Raw genomic sequence first — 20,627 nt, forward strand, 5'->3', positions numbered from 1 at the left:
CGGACGGTTGACAACGGTTTCAGTTCGGTTCCAGCACCCAAGATCGATCGATGTCGACTTGAGCCTTGACAAGTTTGTGAAAAGGTTTGCAGACTCGACGGTGATCGATGGGAGACCGCACGTGCCAGTGACGATCAAGGATGTGGCGCGCGCCGCCGGGGTCTCGCCGGCGACGGTGAGCCGCACGCTGGCCACGCCCGAGCTGGTGCACGCCGAGACCCGCCGGCGCGTGCAGCAGGCGGTCGACGCGCTCGGGTACAAGCCCAACCGGGCCGCCCGCGGCCTCATCACCGGCCGCACCGGCAACCTGGGTCTCATCGTCCCCGACCTCACCAACCCGTTCTTCCCCGGCGTGGTCAAGGGCGTGCAGACCCGGGCCCGCGAGTTCGACTACGCGGTCTTCCTCGCCGACACCGACGAGGACCCGACCGCCGAGGCCGACGTCGTGCGCAACCTCAGCAAGCAGGTCGACGGGATCATCCTGTGCTCGCCCCGCATGAGCGAGGAGGAGCTGCGCTCGCTGACCGGCGAGACGCCGATGGTCATGCTCAACCGGCGCGTCGGGCGCATGCCGTCGGTCACCGTCAACAGCGCCGACGGCATCCGGCAGGCGGTCGCCCACCTGACCGCGCTCGGCCACCGCCGTATCGCCTACGTGCCCGGCCCGAAGCTGTCGTGGTCCAACCGCGAGCGGCTGCGCGCGCTGCGGCAGTGCTGCGCCGCGGCCGGCGTCGAGCTGGTCGAGACCGGCAACGTCGCGCCGCAGTTCGCCGGCGGCGTCGCCGCGGCCGACCAGGTGCTCGCCTCCGGCGTCACCGCGGTGCTCGGCTACAACGACCTGGTCGCGGTCGGCATGCTGAGCCGGTTCGCGGCGCGCGGCGTCGCCGTGCCCGAGCGGATCAGCGTCATGGGCTTCGACGACATCGTCCTGTCCGAGATGGTCAACCCCTCGCTCACCACGCTCGCCCAGCCCAAGGAGCAGACCGGCCGGGCCGGCGTGGACCTGCTCCTGCAACTGCTCGCGGACCCGGAGGGGACGCTTCCCCGGCGGGAGCTCGAGTCGCAGCTCATGGTCCGCAACTCCACCGGCCCGGCACCTTCCTCCTAGCGAAGGGATTCCGCCAATGTTCGTGTCCCGCCGCCGCCTCGGCGCGGCCGCATTGCTCGTCTCGCTCACCCTGGTCGCCGCCTGCGGCGCGCCCGACAAGCCGGCCGGGGAGTCCGGGCCGACCGGCGGCACCGTGCCCGACAAGCCCTCCGGCCCGGTCTCGCTGAACATCCTCGACGTGGCCGGCAACCTCCAGCTGACCCAGGGCATGATCGACCAGTACGTCCAGAAGAACCCGGGCGTCATCTCGAAGGTCACCTACTCCAAGGCGACCGCGCCCGAGCTCGCCGGCAAGGTCAAGGCCCAGCAGGACGCCGGCCGGGTCGACATCGACGTGGTGCTCACCGGCGTCGACGGCCTCGCCGCCGGCATCGACCAGAACCTGTGGATGTCGTTCCAGCCGTTCACCAGCCGGCTCACCGCCATGAACGACTACCTGCCGGGCGCGGCGGCGATGCAGAAGCTCGCGGGGGAGTACGGCGTCACCGTCACCTACTACCCGTCCGGGCCGCTCATCGAGTACCTGCCGTCGAAGGTGCCCAACCCGCCCAAGACCGCGCAGGAACTGCTCGACTACGCCAAGGCCAACCCCGGCGCCGTGCAGTACGCCCGCCCGGCCAACTCCGGCCCCGGCCGCACGTTCCTCATGGGCCTGCCGTACCTGCTCGGCGACAAGGACCCCAAGGACCCGGTCAACGGCTGGGAGAAGACGTGGGCGTACCTCGCCGAGCTCAACAAGTACGTCACGCTGTACCCCTCGGCGACCAGCGAGACGATGAAGAGCGTCGCCAACGGCTCGGCGAAGATCATCGCTTCGACGACCGGCTGGGACATCAACCCGCGCGTGCTCGGCCAGGTGCCGAAGGAGGCCGCGATCGGCTCGCTCAGCGGCTTCCACTGGGTCACCGACGCCCACTACGTGGTCGTGCCCAAGGGCGTGTCGGCCGACAAGCAGTCGGCGATCCTGTTGCTGCTGCAGTCGATGCTGACCAAGGAGCAGCAGGCGAAGGCGTACGACAAGGGGTACTTCTACCCCGGCCCGGCGATCAAGGACGTGCCGCTGTCGATGGCGCCCGCCGAGAGCCAGAAGGCGATCGCCGACTTCGGCCGGCCCGAGTACGACGCGCTCATCGCCAACAATCCGCTCGAGGTACCGCTGGACGCCAAGGCCCTCGTCGCCGCGTTCGACCGCTGGGACCGCGAGATCGGCGGCGCGAAGGTGAAGAAGTGACCCAGCCCCCCTTCGAAACGCTCCGCCTCGACGGCGTGACCCGGCGCTTCGCCGGGCACGCCGCGCTGGCGGGGCTCACGCTGGACATCCGCCGCGGCGAGTTCATCGCGCTGCTCGGCCCGTCCGGCTGCGGCAAGTCCACCGCGCTGAACTGCCTGGCCGGGCTGCTGCCGCTGTCGGCCGGCAGCATCTGGCAGGACGAGCGGCGCCTCGACACGCTGCCGCCCGAGCGGCGCGGCTTCGGCATGGTCTTCCAGAACTACGCGCTCTTCCCGCACCTGAGCGTGCGCGGCAACGTCGCCTTCGGGCTGCAGATGCGCCGCCTGCCGCGGGCCGAGGTGCGCCGCCGCACCGATGAGGCCATCGAGCTGGTCCGCCTGACCGAGCACGCGGGCAAGCTGCCCGGCCAGCTCTCCGGCGGCCAGCAGCAGCGGGTCGCGATCGCCCGCGCCGTGGTCATCTCCCCGTCGCTGGTCCTCATGGACGAGCCACTGTCCAACCTGGACGCCAAGCTGCGGCTGGAGATGCGCACCGAGATCCGCCGGCTGCACCAGAGCCTCGGCCTCACCACCGTCTACGTCACCCACGACCAGGAGGAGGCGCTCTCGCTCGCCGACCGCCTGGTGGTGCTGCGCTCCGGGCGCGTGCAGCAGGTGGGCACGCCCGAGGAGCTGCACACCCGGCCGGCCAACCCGCACGTGGCCGACTTCATGGGCTTCCGCAACCTGCTGCACCTGAAGGCCGAGAAGGTCGCCGGCGACAGCGTGGTGATGAACGTCGAGGGGGTGCGGCTCACCGGCACCGCGGTCGGCGATGTCCGGCCCGGGGACGATGTCATCGCGGCCGTCCGGCCCGAGCACCTGGTCCCGTCGGACGAGGGGATCCGGTGCGTCGTGGACGTTGCCGAGTACCAGGGCCGGGACATGGCCGTCGAGGCGCGAACCGGCGACGGCCTCGTGCTGCATCTGCGCACCACAACGCGACTGGCCCCCCAGGACCCCATCACCGTGACCGCCGCGGCGCCCAACCTGCTCGTGTATCCGGCGAAGGACGACGCATGGCCGACGTAGCGCTGCGCCACCGGCTCGCCGAGCGCGGCGTCGACCGGCAGCTGTGGCTGCTGGCCCCGGCCGCCGCGTTCGTCGTGCTGCTGTTCATCTACCCGTTCGCCTACGGCGTCGGGCTGTCGTTCCAGCCGGAGAAGGGCGGCCCGTTCGAGGCGTACCGCAGCTTCTTCGCCGACGCCTACGAGCGCGCCACGATCTGGACGACCCTGCGCATCGCCCTGCCGGCCGCGCTGTTCAACGTCCTCGCGTCGGTGCCGATCGCCTACCGCATGCGCGGCCGGTTCCGCGGCAAGCGGGCCGTCACCACGCTGCTCGTCGTGCCCATCACGCTCGGCACCGTGCTCACCGCGCAGGGCCTGCTCAACTACCTCGGCCCGACCGGCTGGCTCAACCGCACGCTGCTGGACGCCGGGATCATCGACGAGCCGATCCGGCTCATCCACAACTCGTGGGGCGTGTTCCTGTCGCTGGTCATCACCGGCTTCCCGTTCGCGTTCCTGCTCGTGCTGTCCTACCTGTCCGGCATCGACCCGAGCCTCGAGCGGGCCGCGGCGACCCTCGGCGCCGGCTGGTGGTCGCGGTTCCGGCGCATCACCCTGCCGCTGCTGGCGCCGGGCCTGGCGACCACGTTCTGCCTGACGTTCGTGCTCGCCTACAGCGTGTTCCCGTCGGCGGTGCTCGTCGGCGACCCGGCGGGGGAGACCCGGGTCATCGCCTACGCCGCCTGGCAGGCCCGCTACCAGCACTACGACTACGCCCAGGGCTCGGCGATCGCCATCGTCATGGGCCTGGTCGAGCTCGTCGTCATCGGGGCCGTGCTGGGCGGGCGCTCGCTGCTGTACACCGGCCCGACGGGAGGCAAGGGATGAACCGGCGCATCGTCGCGCGCCCCGCGGCCTGGCTCGTGTGGGGCGCCGTCGTCTTCTTCATGCTCAACCTCGCCGGCGTCGTCGGCTCGGTCCTGGTCAGCTCCTTCGGCACGAGCTGGTTCGACACCTGGCTGCCGCAGGCCTTCACGACGCAGTGGTACGCCCAGGCCTGGGACGAGTTCGACCTGCTGCACGTGCTGCTGGTGACCCTGGAGGTGTCCCTGGCGGTCGTGGCGGTCTCGCTCGTCATCGGCGTCCCGGCCGCCTACGTCCTGGCCCGGCGCCGATTCCCGGGGCAGCGGGTGCTGTACCTGCTGTTCCTGCTGCCGATCCTGATGCCACCCATGACGTACGGCATTCCGCTCGCGACGGTGCTCTACAAGTACGACCTCGCGGGCCACCTCTCCGGGGTCATCCTGGCCAACCTGGTGCCGTCGGTGCCGTTCGTCATCCTCACGATGACCCCGTTCATCGAGCAGATCGACCCGGCCATCGAGCGCGCCGCGCGCATGTGCGGCGCCCGCACCGGCCAGGTGTTCCTGCGGATCCTGGCCCCGCTGCTGGTGCCGGGCATCCTGGCCGCCTCGATCCTGGTGCTGGTGCGCACGATCGGCATGTTCGAGCTGACGTTCCTGACCGCCGACGAGGAATCGTCCACATTGGTCGTCAAGCTGTACGCCGAGATGGCCTCGCCCGGCATCCGCGCCCAGCAGTCGATCGACGCCATGGCCGTCGTCTACACCGCCACCATGCTGGTGCTGCTCGTGCTGGCCCTGCGCATCGTCAACCCCACCCAGCTCGTCGCCCGCGTCAAGGAAGAACCGGACTCCTAGGAAGGACAGGCCATGCGATCCGCCATCGCACTCATGGTCCTCGTCGCCGCGCTGCTCGTGCCGGCCCGATCCGCCTTCGCCGCCACCTACTCGCCGCCCACCCTGCGCAACCGCGTCGACCTCAACACCGGCTGGAAGTTCAACAAGGGCGACGCCGCCGGCGCCGAGCAGCCCGGGTTCAACGACGCCGCCTGGTCGAGCGTGAGCACCCCGCACACCTGGAACGCCGCCGACGGCGCCGACGGCGGCGGCAACTACTACCGCGGCACCGGCTGGTACCGCCGCCACTACACCGTGCCGGCCACCTACGCGGGCAAGCAGCTCTACCTGCAGTTCGCCGGGGCCAACCAGGTCGCCGACGTGTGGGTCAACGGCACGTACCTCGGCCAGCACGCCGGCGGCTACGCCCGGTTCCGCTTCAACGCGACCGCCGCCTTCCGCGTGGGCCAGGACAACGTCATCGCGGTGAAGGTCAACAACGCCGACAACGACAACATCGCGCCGCAGTCCGCCGACTACTCCTTCGACGGCGGCATCTACCGCAACGTGAGCTTCTGGGCCGTCGACCCGGTGCAGATCCGGATGCTCGACTACGCCGGCCCGGGCGTGTACCTGCGCCAGCGCAGCGTCACCGCCGCCGCGGCCACCGTCGACGTGACCACGAAGCTGTTCAACAACAACGGCGCCGCGCTCAACGTCTCCGTGCGCACCGTCATCACCGACGCCGCCGGGAACGTCGTCGCCGACCAGACCCTGGCCGCCGGCAGCGTGGCCGCGCACGCCGGCAAGGACGTCGTGCAGACCGTCACGATCGCCGACCCGCACCGCTGGGACGGCCTCGCCGACCCGTACCAGTACAACGCCAACGTCGAGCTGCGCGACACCGCCACCGGCCGGGTCACCGACGTGGTCACCGAGCCGCTCGGGCTGCGCTCGTTCTCGATCGACGCCAACACCGGCTTCAGCCTCAACGGCCACCACCTCGACCTGCACGGGGTCAACCTGCACCAGGACCGCGCCGGCGTCGGCTGGGCGGTCAACGACGCCCAGCACACCCAGGACTTCGACCTCATCAAGGAGATCGGCGCCACCGCCGTGCGGATGGCCCACTACCAGCACGACCAGAAGGACTACAACCTGGCCGACGCCGCCGGCCTGGTGGTCTGGGCCGAGATCCCGCTCGTCAACGACACCACGGCGTCCTCGGCGTTCACCGCCAACGCCGAGCAGCAGCTGCGCGAGCTGATCCGGCAGAACTACAACCACCCCTCGATCGTGTTCTGGAGCATCGGCAACGAGCAGCGCCAGGACAACGCGGCCACCAACGCGCTGCTGGCCGACCTCGCCGGCATCGTCAACACCGAGGACCCGGACCGGCTCTCGACGTACGCCAGCTGCTGCGTCAGCGACACCGGCGCCGTGCCGACCCACGCCGAGACGACCGGCTACAACAAGTACTACGGCTGGTACACCGGCAGCACCTCCGGCCTCGGCCCCAACCTCGACTCGCTGCACGCCGCGCTGCCCGGCCGCCCGATCGCCGTCAGCGAGTACGGCGCCGGCGCGAACACCACCCAGCACGAGCTCAACCCGGCCCAGCCCAGCGCCGGCGGCCAGTGGCACCCGGAGGAGTACCAGGCGCTGCTGCACGAGCAGTCCTGGAAGCAGCTGCAGGCCCGCCCCTACGTGTGGGGCAAGTTCGTGTGGAACATGTTCGACTTCGCCTCCGACGGCCGCAACGAGGGCGCCCAGCCCGGCATCAACGACAAGGGCCTGGTGACCCGCGACCGCGCGGTGAAGAAGGACGCGTTCTACTGGTACAAGGCCAACTGGTCGGCCGCCCCGACGGTCTACATCACGAGCCGCCGCTGGACCCAGCGCACGACGGCGGCCACCGACGTGAAGATCTACTCCAACGCCTCCAGCGTCACGCTGACGCTCAACGGCGCGTCGCTGGGCGCGAAGTCGAGCGCCGACCACATCTTCACGTGGACCGGCGTGACGCTGCGCTCGGGCACCAACACGGTGACGGCGACCGCCGTCATCAACGGCTCGACGGTCACGGACACGGTCACCTGGACCCTGTCGTAGCTGCTGTCATAGGGCTGCGGACGGGAAGGCCAGGTACTCGCGGAACTCGCGCACCTTCCCGTCCGCGATCACGAACACCAGGCACAGGCGCTGCTCGAACGGGCGGCCCGAGAGTAGCCCGGCCACGTTCACCTCGAACGCCGTGCGGCCGTCGCCGTCCAGGCGGGCAATGACGGTCAGCTCCGCCCGTAGCCGTGCCGTCAAGCCGGCGAAGAAGCGCTCGGCGGGCTCGACGCCGTGCTGGATGCCGGCGAAGCCGGAGACCGGGACGTGGAACTCGACGGCCGGGGCGAGCAGCGCGACGAGCGCGCACCAGTCGCCGGTGGCGGCGCCGGCGATCCAGTGGCGCATGGCGGTGTCGGCGGTGTCCATCAACGCCTCCGTTTTGACTGGTTCAGGCAAAAATAGGCCGCAGGAAACGCTCTGCTGGGCAGTGTATTGACTGGATCAGCGAGAACGTCAATACTCCGGAACATGGATGCGGGCTCCGCGCAGCGCAACGCCAACCGCAGTCGCGTGGTGCACGCGCTGCGGCGGCGCGGTGCGATGTCGCGGGCCGATCTCGCGGAGATCGGGCTGTCCCGCTCCACCGTGGCCAGCGTCGTGGCCGAGCTGCTCGACGCCGGCACCGTCGTCGAGGTCGCCGACGCGGCCCGCAACGGGCGGCCCGTCACCGGGCGGCCGCCCACGCTCGTGGGGCTGCACGGCGGGCTCGGCGCGACGGTCGGCATCGAGATCGCCAACGGCACGGTCCGGGCCGCGGTCTGCAACGTCGCGCAGGAGCTGCTCGTGCACGACGCCGAGGTCGTCGACGACCGCACCGATCCGGCGCAGACGCTGCGGCGGGCCGGGGAGCTCGTCGACCGGCTGCTGGAGCGCACCGCGTTCCGGCGCGAGCACGTGCTCGGGGTCGGCATCGCCATGCCGGGGCCGATCCAGCGGCGCACCGGGCTCAACGGGCGGGCCACGACCCTCAAGCCGTGGGTGCGCGTCAACCCGCACGCCCTGGCGACCGAGATCCTCGGCCTGCCGGTCCTCGTCGGCAACGACGCCAACCTGGCGGCGCTGGCCGAGCACACCCTGGGCGTGGCCCGCGGGCTGCGGGACTACGCCTACGTCTACACCGCCAACGGCATCGGCGCCGGGTTCATCCTCGACGGCGAGCTCTACGTCGGCGCCAACGGCACCGCCGGCGAGATCGGGCACACCACCATCAACGAGGACGGCCTCGTGTGCGAGTGCGGCGGCCGGGGGTGCCTCAACACCCTGGCCAACGCCGACGCGATCACGTCTCACCTGTGGCAGTCCCACCCCGGCAACCCCTCGATCGCCGAGGTCATCCGGCTCGCCCACGAGGGCGACGCCGGGTGCCGGCGGGTCCTCGCCGACGCCGGGCGGCACATCGGCGTCGCGATGGCCAACATGTACAACCTGCTGGATCCGGAGCTGATCGTGCTGGGCGGCAACCTGGCACCGGCCGGCTCCATCCTCATCGACCCGCTGCGCGAGTCCATGGCGCGGCGGGCCATCCACGCCGGCGAGGCGATCCCGCCAGTGGTCGCCGGCCGGCTCGACGGGGAGGTGGTCGTGGTGGTCGGCGCCGCCGCGGCCGTCCTGCGCGACTCGGCGAACTTCCCGCTCGGCGCGGGCACGTCCGCCTGACTCAGCAACGCCGGAAACACACGCGCACATCGCACGGCCAGAGCCGCGAGGCCCTGGCCGCACCGCCGCACATCCCAATGCAGCAGAAGGCCCCGAGCGGCAACTCGGGACCGCCACACACCCGAAGGTGGAGCGCGAATGATGCTACCCCGCTATATCCGGCTGCTCGCGGCCGGCGCGGTGGCCGTGCTGGTCGCGGCCGGTTGCAGCTCCGGCCCGGCGGCCAAGGACGCCGGCGCCGCGAAGGGCAAGCTCAAGATCGCCTTGTCCAACTCGTTCATCGGCAACGGGTGGCGGGTCGAGATGGAGAACGTGTTCAAGGCGGCGTGCGCCATGCCGCCGTACAAGGACCAGGTCGACTGCACGGTGTTCAACGCCGGCAACGACGTGGCGGTGCAGACCCGGCAGATCTCGAACCTCATCGCGCAGGGCGTCGACGGCATCGTCATCAACGCCGCGTCGACGAGCGGCCTCAACGGCGTGGTGAAGCAGGCCTGCGACCGCGGGATCGTCGTCGTGTCGTTCGACAACACCGTCGACGAGAAGTGCGGGCTGACCGTCAACACCGACCAGGTGAAGTTCGGCGAGCAGCTCGCCCAGTTCATCGTCGACCAGCTCAAGGGCCAGGGCAACGTGGTCATGGTGACCGGCGTGGCCGGCACCGGCGCCGACAACGACCGCAACGCCGGGGCGAAGAAGGTCTTCGCGGCCAACCCCGGCATCAAGATCGTCGCGACGTACAGCGGCCAGTGGGACTCCGCGACCGCCCAGCGACAGACGGCGGCGCAGCTGCCGAGCCTGCCGAAGGTCGACGGGGTGTGGGTCTCCGGCGGCACCGACGGGGTCATCAAGGCCTTCGCCGAGGCCGGCAAGCCCGTGCCGGTCGTCGGCGGCGAGGCTGAGAACGGCTTCCGCAAGTACATGGCCGGCATCTCCCAGCCGAAGGTCAACGGCATGTCGATCGGCCAGCCGCCGTTCCTGTCGGTCATCTCCCTCGAGCTGGCCCGGGCCGTCATCAAGGGCGAGCACCCGAAGCAGAGCATCACCATCCCGTTCCCGGTGGCCACCTCGGACGGCATCAAGCCCGGCGAGACCGTGTTCCCGGACCTGCCGGACAGCTTCTTCGCCGACTTCACCGACTCCGGCCCGAATGCGCTGCTGGTGCTGTGCCAGGAGGCGGCCACCGACGGCACGCCCTGCCCGGGCGCGACCCTCAACGTGAAGCTGGGCTGAGATGGAGGGGACTCCGACGTCGATGCGGCCGCAGCGCCCGCCCGGCGACGTCCACGACGCGCCGGACGGGCACGCCATCCGGGCCGACGGGGTCGACCGCGCCTTCGGCGGGGTCCAGGCGCTGCGGGACGCGTCCTTCGCGGCGCGTCCCGGCGAGATCCACGCCCTGGCCGGGGAGAACGGCGCCGGCAAGAGCACGATGATCAAGGTCATGTGCGGGCTCGTGCGCGCCGAGCGCGGCACCGTGGAGATCCTCGGCGAGCCGGTCGGCCGGCTCGCCGGGCCCGCCGCCCGCCAGGCGCTCGGCCTGGCGACGGCGTTCCAGGAGCTGTCGCTGCTGCCCGACCTCTCCGTCGCCGAGAACCTGCTGCTGCAGCACCCGCCGCGCGGGCGCCTCGGCCTGGTGCGGCGGCGATCCCTGGTACCGACGGCGAAATCGCTGCTGGAACGGCTCGGCGTCGAGCACATCGACCCGGCGGCCACCACCGCGGATCTGACCGTCGCCCAGCGGCAGGTCGTCGAGCTGGCCCGGGTCCTGGCCACCGAGCCGCGGGTGCTCATCCTCGACGAGCCGACCGCGGCCCTCGCCGAGCAGCAGGTGGCGTGGCTGGCCGGGCACATGCGGCGGCTGCGCGACGCGGGCGGCTGCGTCGTGTTCACCTCGCACCGGTGGCGCGAGATCGAGGACCTCGCCGACCGGGTGACCGTGTTTCGCAACGGCACCCGGGTCGACACCCGCGACCGGCTGTCCGAGGCCGAAGCGGTGCGGCTCATGAGCGGCCGCACCCTCGCCGGCGGCTACCCCGACGTCGCCGCGCACCGGCCGGCGCCGGACGCGGCCCCCGCGCTGCGCGTTGCGGGCCTCACCGGCGGGGCCCTGCGCGACGTCGGCTTCGAGCTGCGCCGGGGCGAGATCCTCGGCGTGGGCGGTCTCGCCGGCCAGGGGCAGCGGGACCTGTTCCTCGCGCTGTTCGGCGCGCGGCGGTCCCGGGCCGGCGAGGTCTTCGTCGCGGGCCGGCCGGTGCGCATCCGCCGCCCGGCCGACGCGATCCGGGCCGGGATCGGCATCGCGTACGTCCCGGAGGACCGCAAGGCCGAAGGGCTGCTGCTGCCGATGTCGGTCCGCGACAACCTGACCCTCGCCACCCTCGGCCGGGTCTCGACGGCCGGGTTCGTCCGCCGCCGCGCCGAACGCGAGGCGGTCGCCGGCATGGTCGCCCAGCTGTCGATCCGCACCGCCCGGCCGGCGACCCAGCCGGTCGGCACGCTGTCGGGCGGCAACCAGCAGAAGGTCCTCATGGGCCGGTGGCTGCTCACCGAGGCCGACGTCCTGCTGCTGTTCGACGTCACCCGCGGCGTCGACGCCGCCACCAAACACGACTTCTACGCCCTCGTGGCCCGGCTCGCGGCGGCGGGCAAGGCGGTGCTGCTGTACTCCAGCGAGACCGAGGAGATCGCCCACCTCTGCCACCGCGTCCTGGTCCTGCGGGAGGGCCGGATCACCGCCGAGCTGCCGGGCCCGGTCGGCGACGCGGAACGCATCGTCGCCGCCGCCATGAAGGAGGATGTGGTACACCATGCGTGACCTGCGCCTGGGACTGCTGGTGCTCGGCGCGACCTTCGCCGCGTACCTGACCGTGTACACCACCAGCCTCGGCCACCTGCCGACCGCGTTCGACTACCTGTCGCTGCTCAACACCTCCCTGCCGCTCGTGTTCGTCGCCATCGGCCAGAGCCTCGTCGTGCTCACCGGCGGCATCGACCTGTCCGTCGGCGGCACCGTCAGCCTGGGCGTCGCCATCACCGCCGCGACCGGCGGCTCGCCCGCCTGGCTGCTGCTCGTGCTGGCCGTGGGCGTGCTCTGCGGTACCGTCAACGGCCTCGTCGTCGCCAAGGGCCGCATCGCGCCGATCCTCACCACGCTCGCCACCCTGAGCGTCTACAGTGGACTGGCGCTGCGCGTGCTGCCCGTGCCCGGCGGCTCGGTCGACCCGGCGGTGCGCACCGCGCTCACCGACCCGGACGCCCCGACCGCCCTGATCTGGCTCGCCCTGGCCGTCGCCGGCTGGCTCGGGCTGCGCCGGACGCGTTTCGGCATGCGGGTGTACGCCATCGGCTCCGACGAGGCGAGCGCCCGCGCGGTCGGCGTGCCGGCGGCCCGGGTCAAGGTCGCCGTCTACGCCCTCTCCGGCCTCTGCGCCGCCCTCGCCGCGATCTTCTACGTGTCCACGACGACGTCCGGCGACCCGAACGCGGGCGCGCCCTACATCCTGACGTCGATCGCCGCCGTCGTCGTGGGCGGGATCGCGTTCAGCGGCGGGCGGGGCAGCGCGCTCGGCGCCGTCGCCGGGGCGTTCGCGCTCACCCTCGTCATCGACGTGCTGTTCTTCGCCGGGATCGACCCGCTGTACCAGTCGCTGTTCCAGGGCCTGTTCCTGGTCGTGGCCGTGCTGCTGGGCAGCGCCGGCGCCCTGCTCGCGCGCCGGCGCCGGGAGGCGGCCTCATGACCGCTTTGACGCCGAGCGTGCAGCGGCTCGTCTACGCCTTCGGCGCCGCCGCGCTCATCCTGGTGGCGGGCACGGTGCTGCACCCGGGCTTCGCCGGGTGGACCAGCCTGCGGGCAATGCTCGTGGTGGCGAGCTTCATCGGGCTCGTCGCCGCCGGGCAGATGCTCGTCGTCCTCGTCGGCGGCATCGACCTGTCCATGCCGTGGGTGCTCAACGGCGCCGCGATCGTGCTCACCACGACCAGCCTCGGGCAGTCCTCCCGGCTGCCGCTCGCGCTGCTGGCCGCACTGGCCACCGGGGCCGCCGTCGGGCTCGCCAACGGCCTCGGCGTCGCCTGGCTCGGCGTGCCCGCGGTCGTCATGACGCTCGGCATGAACGGCGTGCTGCAGGGCCTGTCGCTCGGCCTGTCGAAGGGCCTGACCTGCGCGTCGTGCGCGTCCTACGCGCCCGAGCCGCTGCGCCGCCTCGTCGTGGGCCGGGTGCTCGGCGTGCCGACCCAGCTGCTGGTGTGGATCGGCGTCGCGCTGGCCGTGACCGTGCTGCTGAGCCTGACGACGTTCGGCCGGCGGGTGTACGCCGTCGGCAACAACCCGCGCGCCGCCTTCCTCGCCGGGGTGCCGGTGCGGGCCGTCACCGTCGCGCTGTACACCCTCTCCGGCGTCTTCGCCGCGCTCGCCGGCATCGCGCTGGCCGGCTACGGCGGCCAGCCGTCGCTCGGCCTCGGCGACCCCTACCTGTTCGAGTCGATCGCCGCGGTCGTCGTCGGCGGCGTGTCGATCCTCGGCGGCCGCGGCCACTACGCCGGCGTGGTCGCCGGCAGCGTCACCCTCGTCGCGATCGTGACGCTGCTGCAGGCGCAGCGGGTGCCGGAGTACGGCCGCGACATCATCTACGGCCTGGTCATCCTGGCCATCCTGTTCACCTACGGCCGGGAGCGCGCCGATGACTGACACGCCGTGGACGGTGCTCAGCGCCGTGCCCTGCCACCTGGGCGAGAGCGCCGTCTGGGACGACCGGCTCGGCCGGCTGCACTGGGTCGACATCACCGCCGGGCGGGTGTACACCCTCGACTGGGCCGGCGGCCCCACCCGCACCCTCGAGCTCGGCGACCTGGTCGGCTCCGTCGCCCTGCGCGAGGCCGGCGGGCTCGTGGCGGCGTTCCGGCACGCCGTCGCCTACGTCGACCCGGACGCCGGCGCGTTCGAGATCCTCGCCCCGGTCGAGGCCGACCGGCCCGGCAACCGCTGCAACGACGGGGCGGTCGACCCGGCCGGCCGGTTCTGGTTCGGCACCATGGACCTCGCCGAGACCGACCCGACGGGCGCGTTCTACTGCCTGCGCCCGGGCGGCGCGCTCACCCGGGCGTTCGCCGGGGTCATCTGCTCCAACGGCCCGGCGTGGAGCCCCGACGGCCGCACGCTGTACCACGTCGACTCGACCCGGCAGGTCGTCCGCGCCCACGACTTCGACCCGGTGACCGGCGCGGTCGGCCCGGGCCGCGTCTTCGTCGACGACACCGGCACCGGCTGGTACCCCGACGGCGTCACCGTCGACGCCGACGGCTACGTGTGGAACTGCAAGTGGGCCGGCGGGCGGATCGTCCGCTACGCCCCCGACGGCACCGTCGACCGGGTGCTCCACCTGCCCGTGCCGCGCCCGACGCGCTGCGCGTTCGTCGGCCCCGACCTGACGCTGCTGGCCGTCACGAGCGCCCGGATGGGGCTCGGCGAGGCCGAACTCGCGGCGGCGCCGCTGTCCGGCCAGGTGCTGCTGGTCGACCCGGACGGGCCGCGGGGCCGGCCGACGCCGCGCTTCACCGGGTAGCGGCCGCCACCGAGCGCAGCTCGGCCGCCACCGCCGGGTCCAGGTAGAGGTCGGCGAGGTCGCGGGGCGACTCGCGGAACAGGATGCCGTACAGCGTGACCGCGTCGAGATAGATGGCCGTGTCGTTCGGATGCTTGCCGTCCGGCGCGATGAGCCACGACAGCCCCCGGTCGGCGATGATCGTCTCGAACTCGTCGCCGATCGGGGCGAGCACGTGGGGCACGGTGAGCGCCGCCGACAATGCGGCGTAGTTCGCGTCGATCGCCGCCTTCGCGGCGGCCCGGGTCGGGAACGGCCTCGGGTCGGCGAGGGCCCAGTTCTTGAACAGCACCACCCGGCCGCCCGGCCGCAGCGCGCGGGCCAGCGCCGGGGCGTAGGTGTGCAGCAGCGTGGCGCGCGCGGCCGACGGGTCGGTGGCGACCAGGGTGCTGTACTCCTGCAGCACGATGCAGTCGTACTGCCGGCCGCCCGCGAGCGCGGCCGCGACCAGGCCGTCGTCCCAGGTCTGGCGCAGCGTGTAGCCGGAGTGGATGACCTCGGTCACGTTGATCGTGCGCCCGGCGGCCTCGGCCAGGTGGCGGACCAGCTTCGGCGTGTCCTCGTGGCTGCCCTGGTTGACGGTACCGAGCAGGCTGTTGCCGACGAACAGCACGTCGCCCGCGTCGCCGGGGGCGAGCCGGGGCGCGGCGATCCCGGCCGGCGCGGGCGGGCCGAGCCAGGCCAGGGTGGCGGCGCCGACCGCGAGGGCGCGCAGCCACCGTCGGTAGTTCATGCTCGCCCAGGGTGGTCACCACCAGGCACGATGTCAATCCGGGTAACGGGCGAAGCGGCGCGCGATCGCCCGGAAGTCGGCGAGCAGGCGGCCGCCGCCGGCGGGGCGCGTGGCCAGCGCGATCGTGCACGGTTCGACGCCGTGCAGCGGCACCTCCGTGAGGTCCCGGCGGATGGCCGCGAACCCGGGCGGCAGGATCGCGACGGCCTCGCCGGCCGCGACGAGCTCGAACTTGTCCTCGACCGCGGCCATCTCCGGGCCGTCGGGGACCGGCCGGCCGCCGGGGCGGGGCTCGGCCCGCCAGAACGCCGTCCACGCCGGGTCGCCGGCCGGCAGGCGCGGCATGGGCTCGTCGGCGATGTCGTCCAGGGTCAGCGACTCCTTGCCGGCCAGCCGGTGACCGGCGGGCAGCACCACGACCCGGGGCTCCTCGTACAGCGCCGTCACGCTCAGCCCCTCCGTGCGCGCCGGCAGCCGCAGCAGGGCGGCGTCGACGCGGTGCTCCAGGAGGGCCTCGCGGGGCTCGTGCCAGGCCAGGTGCCGGGTGCGGATGTCGGCCGACGGGTGGCGGCGGCGCAGCTCGCGCACGGCGCCGGTGATGATCGTGCCCGGGATGTACCCGATGGTGATCCGGCTCGGCTCGGCGCTCTCCCGGGCCTGCGCGACGGCGTCGGCGGCCGACCGCAGCAGCGCCCGGGCCGGCGCCAGGAACGCCCGGCCGGCGTCGGTGAGCTCGACGCCGCGCGGCGTGCGGTCGAACAGGGGCGCGCCGATCAGCTCCTCGAGGGACCGGATCTGGCGGCTCAGCGACGGCTGGGCGACGTGCAGCGCGGCGGCGGCCCGGCCGAAGTGGCGATGCTCGGCGACGGCGGCGAAGTAGCGCACCAGCCGCAGGTCCAGGTCCACCCCCGCACGGTAGCGCGGCCGATGCCCGAACCGCATCGGGCCGTGCGAACCAGGTCTTGGACGCCGGGTGCCGCCCCGGCCGACGATGAGCGGGTGATTCGATCGGCATGGGTTTTGGGCGGTACGGGCCGGACCGGGCGCGCGATCGCCGCGCGGCTGACGTCGGCGGGCGTGCCCGTGGTACTCGTCGGACGCGACGCGACCAGGCTGCGGCAGGCGGCCGCGACCGTCGGGGGCGACCCGGGCATCGTCGTGGCGGCCGACGTCGGCGCCGCCGGCGCGGCGCTGGCGGCCGCGGCGCCGGGCGTGGTGGTCAACACGATCGGGCCGTTCACCGAGACCGGGCCCGTCGTCGCCGGCGCCTGCCCGCCGGGGACGCACTACCTGGATCTGTCCAACGAGCTGCCCTCGATCGCGGGCCTGCTCGACCTGCACCCCGAGGGGCGCACCGTCGTGCCGGGCGCCGGCTTCGGGGTGCTCGCGACCGAGAGCGTCGTGCTGCGGCTGTGCGCGGGGGAGCCCGCGCCGCTGCGGGTGCGGGTCGACGCCCTCGCCTCCGTGCGCAACGAGCCCGGCGTCCTCGGCGAGGCGCTCGCCGCCTCCCTGGTCGGGGCCCTCGCCGGGGGCGGCCGGCGGTACGAGCACGGCCGGCTCGTGCGCGTCCGGCTCGCCGGCGACGTGGAGCGGTTCACGCTGCCGGAGGGCACGACCGCGGCGACCGCGGGCGGGCCGTCGGGCGAGCTCGAGGCGGCCCGGCGGGTCAGCGGGGCGCCGTTCGTGGTGGCCGCGAACGTGCACGTGCCGACCGGGCGCGCGATCCGGGCGGTGCTGCCGGCCGCCGCCGCGCTGCTGTCGGTCCCGGCGCTGCGGCGGTTCGCGGTGCGGCGCCTCGCCGCCGTCGAGGTGAAGGCGAACGAGCCGGCGCGGCCGCACTCGTGGGCCCGCGCCCGGGTCGAGTGGGCGGGCGGCCGCGTGCGGACCGGCTGGCTGCGGGCCGGCGACGGCATGGACTTCACCGTGGCGGCCGCCGCCGAGGTCGCGGCCCGGCTGGCCCGCGGCGAGGGGCGGCCCGGGGCGTACACCCCGGGCGCCCTGTTCGGCCCGTCGCTCGCCGAGGCGGCCGGCGCCGAGTTCGTCGCCGTCGACGCCTAGACGAAGCGCCAGAGGTGGTCGTTGGTGCCGTTGTCGTCCCAGATGAGGACCTGCGCGCCCTGGGCCGTCGAGGCGCCGCTCACGCCGAGGACCCGGCCGCCGCCCGCGGACTGGATGCGGAAGTAGCCGTTGCCGCCGTACCGCAGCCGCCACCGCCGGTCGTCGGAGCCGGTGTCCGGCAGCTGCACCGCGCGGGCGCCGTTGGCCGTGCCGTTGCCCTCGACGCCGAGGACCTTGCCGCTGTTGGCGTTGCGCAGCCGCAGGTAGCCGCCCGAGTCGACGACGGCGGTCCACAGGTGGTCGGCGGTGCCGTTGTCGGCCCACTGGATGACGAGGGCGCCGTCGGCGGTGGACATGTTCGTCACGCCGAGCAGCAGGCCGCTGCCGAGGTTCTGGATGCGGTGCGGGCCGTTGGGGACGAACCGCCACAGGTTGTCCGCGCTGCCGTCGTCCGGCGCCTGCACGGCCTGCGCGCCGTTGGCGGTGGCGTTGCCGGCGATGCCGAGGACCTTGCCGCTGTTGACGTTGCGCAGCTTGTGGGTGCCGTCGCCGTTGTCGAGGACCGTCCAGCGGTGGTCGGCGGTGCCGTTGTCCGCCCACTGCAGCACGACCGCGTTGTCGGCGGTGGACATGCCCTGCACGCCCAGCACCTTGCCGGAGTTGAGGTTGCGCAGGCGGATCGCCGTACCGTCGACGACCGGCTCCCAGTTGTGGTCGGCCGTGCCGTTGTCGGTCCACTGCAGGGCGAGGCCGCCGTCCGCCGCCGACATGTTCTGCACGCCCAGCACCAGGCCGCTGGCCGCGTTCGCCAGGCGGAAGCCGGTGCCGCCGGTGTTCCAGTACACGGCGTAGTTGAAGCCCTGGGCGTCGTGGAACGGGCCCAGGTTGACGGTCGCGCCGTCGGCGGTGGCGGTGAAGGCCAGCGACGTGGTGCTGGTGCGGGTGACCGTCGACGTCGCCAGGGAGGGCGGCGCGGTCAGGGCGGTGTTGCCGTAGTTGCCGGCCAGCACGACCGGCCCGTACATGAGGGCGGCGACGGCGGCGTTGTCGTTGGCGGCGCGGACCGCCACGGCCATGGGCAGCTTGACGGTGACCGTGTCGCCCGAGGCCCACGAGCGGGTCAGGCTCGCATACGTGCCCGGGGTGGTGGCGATCGACTGGGCGACGCCGTTGACGCTGACGGTGGCGCCGGTGGTCCACGCCGGGATGCGGATGCGCATGGTCCATGAGCCGGCGGTGCCGGTGACCGTGAGGGTGGTGGTGTCGCTGACCGGATACGTGGTGGCCTGCGTGACGGTGATGCCCCGCTGGGTCCAGGTGAGCACCGACGGCGTGAACAGGTTCATGGTCAGGGTGGTGCCGTTGTAGAAGTAGATGGAGTCGGCGAGCTTCGTGTTCACCTCCACGCCGGTGCCCTGGCAGCACCAGAACGAGTTGTAGTCCGTGCTCCACGTGCCGCCGCCCCAGGCCGGGCCGACACCGCGGCGGCCGCCGGGGTTGAGCGGGGTGAAGTAGGTGATGTGCCCGTGCGCGTCGGCCGGGTTCTGCGCGCCGACGAGGTGGTTGTACAGGGCGCGTTCGTAGAAGTCGAAGTAGGCCGTGTTGTCCGGGTACATCAGCCAGAGCTCGCGGGTGAGCTTGAGCATGTTGTAGCTGTTGCAGTGTTCGCAGGTGTCGTTGGTGAGGTACGCCGCGATGGCGTTCGGCGCGCGGAAGTGCTCGGCCTGGCTGTTGCCGCCGATGGCGTACGTGTGCGCGCCGACGGTGATGTTCCAGGCGTTGACGGCGATGTCGCGGTAGCGGGTGGTGCCCGTGGCCTTGAACTCCCGCGCGGCGCCGACCCACTTCGGCACCTGGGTGTTGGCGTGCAGCCCGCCCAGCTGGTCGGTGTTGGCGGCGAGCGGGTTGAAGACGGCGGCGTGGTCGAAGCGCTGCGCCGCGGTGAGCCAGCGGGCGTCGCCGGTCTGCTGGTACACGTCGGTCAGCACGGCGTTCATGCCGCCGAACTCGGTGCCCAGCACGCTCTGCATCTGCGCGGCGGTGAGCCGGCCGGTGCGCCAGTCGGCCCAGCCGGCGAGCGCGAGGAGCACGTCGCGGGCCTGGGTGCTGCCGATGTACCGCCACACGTCGAGCAGCCCCGCGAGGGTCTTGTGGATGCAGTACCACGGAACGTTGCCGTTGCCGAGGGTTCCCGCCTCGAGGCTGGTGAAGTCGGACTCGGGGAAGCCGGACAGGTACCCGGCGCTGAACCCGGCGGCGGCGTTGTTCGCCTGGCAGGCGGCGAGCCCGGCGACCATCGCGTTGGCCTTGTCCCGGCAGGTGGTGTCGCCGAGCACGGCGTAGGCCTGGGCCCAGGCAGTGAGCAGGTGCCCCTGCATGTGGGTGCGGAACGGGAACGTCGGGGCGTCCCACCCGCCCGTCGCCGCCGCGCCGCCGGTCGAGAGCCGGTGGTTGGCCCGGAAGTTGTACAGCATGCGGTCGACGTCGAGGAACTTCAGGTACGACAGCGTCCGGTTCTGGTTGTCCATGAGCCGCCCGGCGGTCAGTTTCACCTGCCCGAGGTCGAACGCGTACGCGGAGACGCCGGTGTCTGCGCGGGCGGGTGCCACGACGGCACCGGCGGCCGGCGCGCCGGCCAGCGGCGCCGCGGCGGCGGCCACGGCGACGGCACCGGAGGTCTGCAGCAGCCGGCGGCGGCTGAACTGGGGTTGAGGCATGGCGGTGGTCCTCCCTTTGTGAGCGCTCACTTTGCCGTCTCGCCCGATATTTAGCAAGATGACTGTTAGCGCTAACTAGCCCTGGGGGAGCACCCTGGCGATCCGGATCGACGTGCCGCCGGCCCCGGCGGCCGGGTAGGCGGCGCTGCCGTCGGCGTACGCCTTGAACGCCTGGTAGTTGTGGTCCTTGACGCCGATCGTGAACCTGGCGCCGACGGCCTTGCCGGTCCCGGAGTCGTACACCTGCGCCGCCATCGACGACCCGGACTCCCAGGCCAGCAGCATCCGCCCCGCGCCGTAGGTCACCAGGTGCGGATGGGCGGCGCTCGCGCCGGTCCGCACGGTCGAGTCCGACGCCCCGGTCGTGAAATGCTCGAGGCGGACCTGCCCGACCGGCCGCCCGCACGCCCCCGCCGTCTTCGCCGACGGCGACGCGGACGCGCTCCCGGACGGCGCCGCGCCGGCGGCCGGCTCCTCGGCCGCGGCCGCCTGGAGCGCCGCCCGACCGCCCTGCGGCTCCTCGGCCGCCGTGCCGCGCACCAGCGCGACGGCGGCCAGCGCCGCCACAACACCGGCGATGACGGCAGCGACCACCCGCGGCCGCCGCGACAGAGACCCGAGATCCACGGCGGCGACTCTAGGCCCCGAAAAGCGG

At 72.9% G+C, this 20,627-nt stretch carries 18 protein-coding genes; 13 read left to right on the forward strand and 5 right to left on the reverse strand.

The window, feature by feature from the left end; all coding sequences use genetic code 11:
* Window positions 1–121 precede the first annotated feature (121 nt).
* From ACQEVU_RS24105 to ACQEVU_RS24130, 6 genes are read left to right on the forward strand one after another with little or no spacing between them, the layout of a single operon-like run.
* Window positions 122–1,108: a LacI family DNA-binding transcriptional regulator gene (locus ACQEVU_RS24105; protein WP_433327180.1), complete on the forward strand. Its 987-nt coding sequence runs from the start codon at window positions 122–124 to the stop codon at window positions 1,106–1,108.
* 16 nt (window positions 1,109–1,124) lie between these two features.
* Window positions 1,125–2,339 carry an extracellular solute-binding protein gene (locus ACQEVU_RS24110; protein ID WP_433327182.1) on the forward strand — a complete coding sequence of 405 codons (1,215 nt, stop codon included), beginning with the start codon at window positions 1,125–1,127 and terminating at the stop codon, window positions 2,337–2,339.
* The gene (locus ACQEVU_RS24115) at window positions 2,336–3,409 is read left to right on the forward strand and encodes an ABC transporter ATP-binding protein (protein WP_433327184.1); all 1,074 of its coding nucleotides are present in this window, start codon (window positions 2,336–2,338) and stop codon (window positions 3,407–3,409) included. Before ACQEVU_RS24110 ends, ACQEVU_RS24115 begins: the two co-directional genes overlap by 4 nt.
* Complete coding sequence (locus ACQEVU_RS24120) at window positions 3,397–4,275, forward strand: ABC transporter permease (RefSeq protein WP_433327186.1); 879 nt, start codon at window positions 3,397–3,399, stop codon at window positions 4,273–4,275. Before ACQEVU_RS24115 ends, ACQEVU_RS24120 begins: the two co-directional genes overlap by 13 nt.
* Window positions 4,272–5,108: an ABC transporter permease gene (locus ACQEVU_RS24125; RefSeq protein WP_433327188.1), complete on the forward strand. Its 837-nt coding sequence runs from the start codon at window positions 4,272–4,274 to the stop codon at window positions 5,106–5,108. The genes ACQEVU_RS24120 and ACQEVU_RS24125 overlap by 4 nt, the downstream gene beginning before the upstream one ends.
* A gap of 12 nt (window positions 5,109–5,120) precedes the next feature.
* Complete coding sequence (locus tag ACQEVU_RS24130; RefSeq protein WP_433327190.1) at window positions 5,121–7,199, forward strand: glycoside hydrolase family 2 TIM barrel-domain containing protein; 2,079 nt, start codon at window positions 5,121–5,123, stop codon at window positions 7,197–7,199.
* A gap of 6 nt (window positions 7,200–7,205) precedes the next feature.
* Here ACQEVU_RS24130 and ACQEVU_RS24135 read toward each other — a convergent pair whose 3' ends face one another.
* Window positions 7,206–7,571, reverse strand: coding sequence for a nuclear transport factor 2 family protein (locus ACQEVU_RS24135; RefSeq protein ID WP_433327192.1), 366 nt, complete (start codon window positions 7,569–7,571; stop codon window positions 7,206–7,208).
* A gap of 102 nt (window positions 7,572–7,673) precedes the next feature.
* Here ACQEVU_RS24135 and ACQEVU_RS24140 point away from each other — a divergent pair, with 102 nt between their 5' ends.
* From ACQEVU_RS24140 to ACQEVU_RS24165, 6 genes are all read left to right on the forward strand, one after another.
* Window positions 7,674–8,861 carry an ROK family transcriptional regulator gene (locus ACQEVU_RS24140; protein ID WP_433327194.1) on the forward strand — a complete coding sequence of 396 codons (1,188 nt, stop codon included), beginning with the start codon at window positions 7,674–7,676 and terminating at the stop codon, window positions 8,859–8,861.
* Window positions 8,862–8,999: 138 nt separating this feature from the next.
* The gene (locus ACQEVU_RS24145) at window positions 9,000–10,094 is read left to right on the forward strand and encodes a sugar ABC transporter substrate-binding protein (protein WP_433327196.1); all 1,095 of its coding nucleotides are present in this window, start codon (window positions 9,000–9,002) and stop codon (window positions 10,092–10,094) included.
* Window position 10,095: 1 nt separating this feature from the next.
* A complete protein-coding gene (locus ACQEVU_RS24150) occupies window positions 10,096–11,679 on the forward strand; it encodes a sugar ABC transporter ATP-binding protein (RefSeq protein ID WP_433327198.1) in 1,584 nt (527 codons plus the stop codon).
* On the forward strand, window positions 11,672–12,601 hold the full coding sequence (locus ACQEVU_RS24155) for an ABC transporter permease (protein ID WP_433327200.1): 930 nt from the start codon (window positions 11,672–11,674) through the stop codon (window positions 12,599–12,601). The genes ACQEVU_RS24150 and ACQEVU_RS24155 overlap by 8 nt, the downstream gene beginning before the upstream one ends.
* Entirely contained in the window at window positions 12,598–13,551 is a 954-nt protein-coding gene (locus ACQEVU_RS24160; RefSeq protein WP_433327202.1) for an ABC transporter permease, read from the forward strand. Before ACQEVU_RS24155 ends, ACQEVU_RS24160 begins: the two co-directional genes overlap by 4 nt.
* A complete protein-coding gene (locus ACQEVU_RS24165; protein WP_433327204.1) occupies window positions 13,544–14,425 on the forward strand; it encodes an SMP-30/gluconolactonase/LRE family protein in 882 nt (293 codons plus the stop codon). The genes ACQEVU_RS24160 and ACQEVU_RS24165 overlap by 8 nt, the downstream gene beginning before the upstream one ends.
* Here ACQEVU_RS24165 and ACQEVU_RS24170 read toward each other — a convergent pair.
* Both ACQEVU_RS24170 and ACQEVU_RS24175 read right to left on the reverse strand, forming a co-directional pair.
* Window positions 14,415–15,197 carry a hypothetical protein gene (locus ACQEVU_RS24170; RefSeq protein WP_433327206.1) on the reverse strand — a complete coding sequence of 261 codons (783 nt, stop codon included), beginning with the start codon at window positions 15,195–15,197 and terminating at the stop codon, window positions 14,415–14,417. The genes ACQEVU_RS24165 and ACQEVU_RS24170 overlap by 11 nt on opposite strands.
* 33 nt (window positions 15,198–15,230) lie before the next feature.
* A complete protein-coding gene (locus ACQEVU_RS24175) occupies window positions 15,231–16,103 on the reverse strand; it encodes a LysR substrate-binding domain-containing protein (protein ID WP_433327208.1) in 873 nt (290 codons plus the stop codon).
* A gap of 93 nt (window positions 16,104–16,196) precedes the next feature.
* Between ACQEVU_RS24175 and ACQEVU_RS24180 the strand changes: the two genes are divergently transcribed.
* The gene (locus ACQEVU_RS24180; protein ID WP_433327210.1) at window positions 16,197–17,255 is read left to right on the forward strand and encodes a saccharopine dehydrogenase NADP-binding domain-containing protein; all 1,059 of its coding nucleotides are present in this window, start codon (window positions 16,197–16,199) and stop codon (window positions 17,253–17,255) included.
* Here ACQEVU_RS24180 and ACQEVU_RS24185 read toward each other — a convergent pair.
* On the reverse strand, window positions 17,252–19,972 hold the full coding sequence (locus ACQEVU_RS24185) for a beta-L-arabinofuranosidase domain-containing protein (RefSeq protein WP_433327212.1): 2,721 nt from the start codon (window positions 19,970–19,972) through the stop codon (window positions 17,252–17,254). The two genes, ACQEVU_RS24180 and ACQEVU_RS24185, sit on opposite strands and share 4 nt — an antisense overlap.
* 75 nt (window positions 19,973–20,047) lie before the next feature.
* Window positions 20,048–20,599 carry a hypothetical protein gene (locus ACQEVU_RS24190; RefSeq protein ID WP_433327214.1) on the reverse strand — a complete coding sequence of 184 codons (552 nt, stop codon included), beginning with the start codon at window positions 20,597–20,599 and terminating at the stop codon, window positions 20,048–20,050.
* Window positions 20,600–20,627: the final 28 nt, after the last annotated feature.

Source organism: Dactylosporangium sp. CA-139066 (assembly GCF_050936175.1).
Lineage (GTDB): Bacteria > Actinomycetota > Actinomycetes > Mycobacteriales > Micromonosporaceae > Dactylosporangium.

What these genes read in the sequence shown, in the direction of transcription:
- ACQEVU_RS24165 (WP_433327204.1), top strand. Translation starts at nt 13,544, where the DNA reads ATGACTGACACGCCGTGGACGGTGCTCAGCGCCGTGCCCTGCCACCTG.
- ACQEVU_RS24145 (WP_433327196.1), top strand. Translation starts at nt 9,000, where the DNA reads ATGATGCTACCCCGCTATATCCGGCTGCTCGCGGCCGGCGCGGTGGCC.
- ACQEVU_RS24140 (WP_433327194.1), top strand. Translation starts at nt 7,674, where the DNA reads ATGGATGCGGGCTCCGCGCAGCGCAACGCCAACCGCAGTCGCGTGGTG.
- ACQEVU_RS24185 (WP_433327212.1), bottom strand. Translation starts at nt 19,972, where the DNA reads ATGCCTCAACCCCAGTTCAGCCGCCGCCGGCTGCTGCAGACCTCCGGT.
- ACQEVU_RS24155 (WP_433327200.1), top strand. Translation starts at nt 11,672, where the DNA reads ATGCGTGACCTGCGCCTGGGACTGCTGGTGCTCGGCGCGACCTTCGCC.
- ACQEVU_RS24160 (WP_433327202.1), top strand. Translation starts at nt 12,598, where the DNA reads ATGACCGCTTTGACGCCGAGCGTGCAGCGGCTCGTCTACGCCTTCGGC.
- ACQEVU_RS24135 (WP_433327192.1), bottom strand. Translation starts at nt 7,571, where the DNA reads ATGGACACCGCCGACACCGCCATGCGCCACTGGATCGCCGGCGCCGCC.
- ACQEVU_RS24120 (WP_433327186.1), top strand. Translation starts at nt 3,397, where the DNA reads ATGGCCGACGTAGCGCTGCGCCACCGGCTCGCCGAGCGCGGCGTCGAC.
- ACQEVU_RS24170 (WP_433327206.1), bottom strand. Translation starts at nt 15,197, where the DNA reads ATGAACTACCGACGGTGGCTGCGCGCCCTCGCGGTCGGCGCCGCCACC.
- ACQEVU_RS24110 (WP_433327182.1), top strand. Translation starts at nt 1,125, where the DNA reads ATGTTCGTGTCCCGCCGCCGCCTCGGCGCGGCCGCATTGCTCGTCTCG.
- ACQEVU_RS24150 (WP_433327198.1), top strand. Translation starts at nt 10,096, where the DNA reads ATGGAGGGGACTCCGACGTCGATGCGGCCGCAGCGCCCGCCCGGCGAC.
- ACQEVU_RS24125 (WP_433327188.1), top strand. Translation starts at nt 4,272, where the DNA reads ATGAACCGGCGCATCGTCGCGCGCCCCGCGGCCTGGCTCGTGTGGGGC.
- ACQEVU_RS24130 (WP_433327190.1), top strand. Translation starts at nt 5,121, where the DNA reads ATGCGATCCGCCATCGCACTCATGGTCCTCGTCGCCGCGCTGCTCGTG.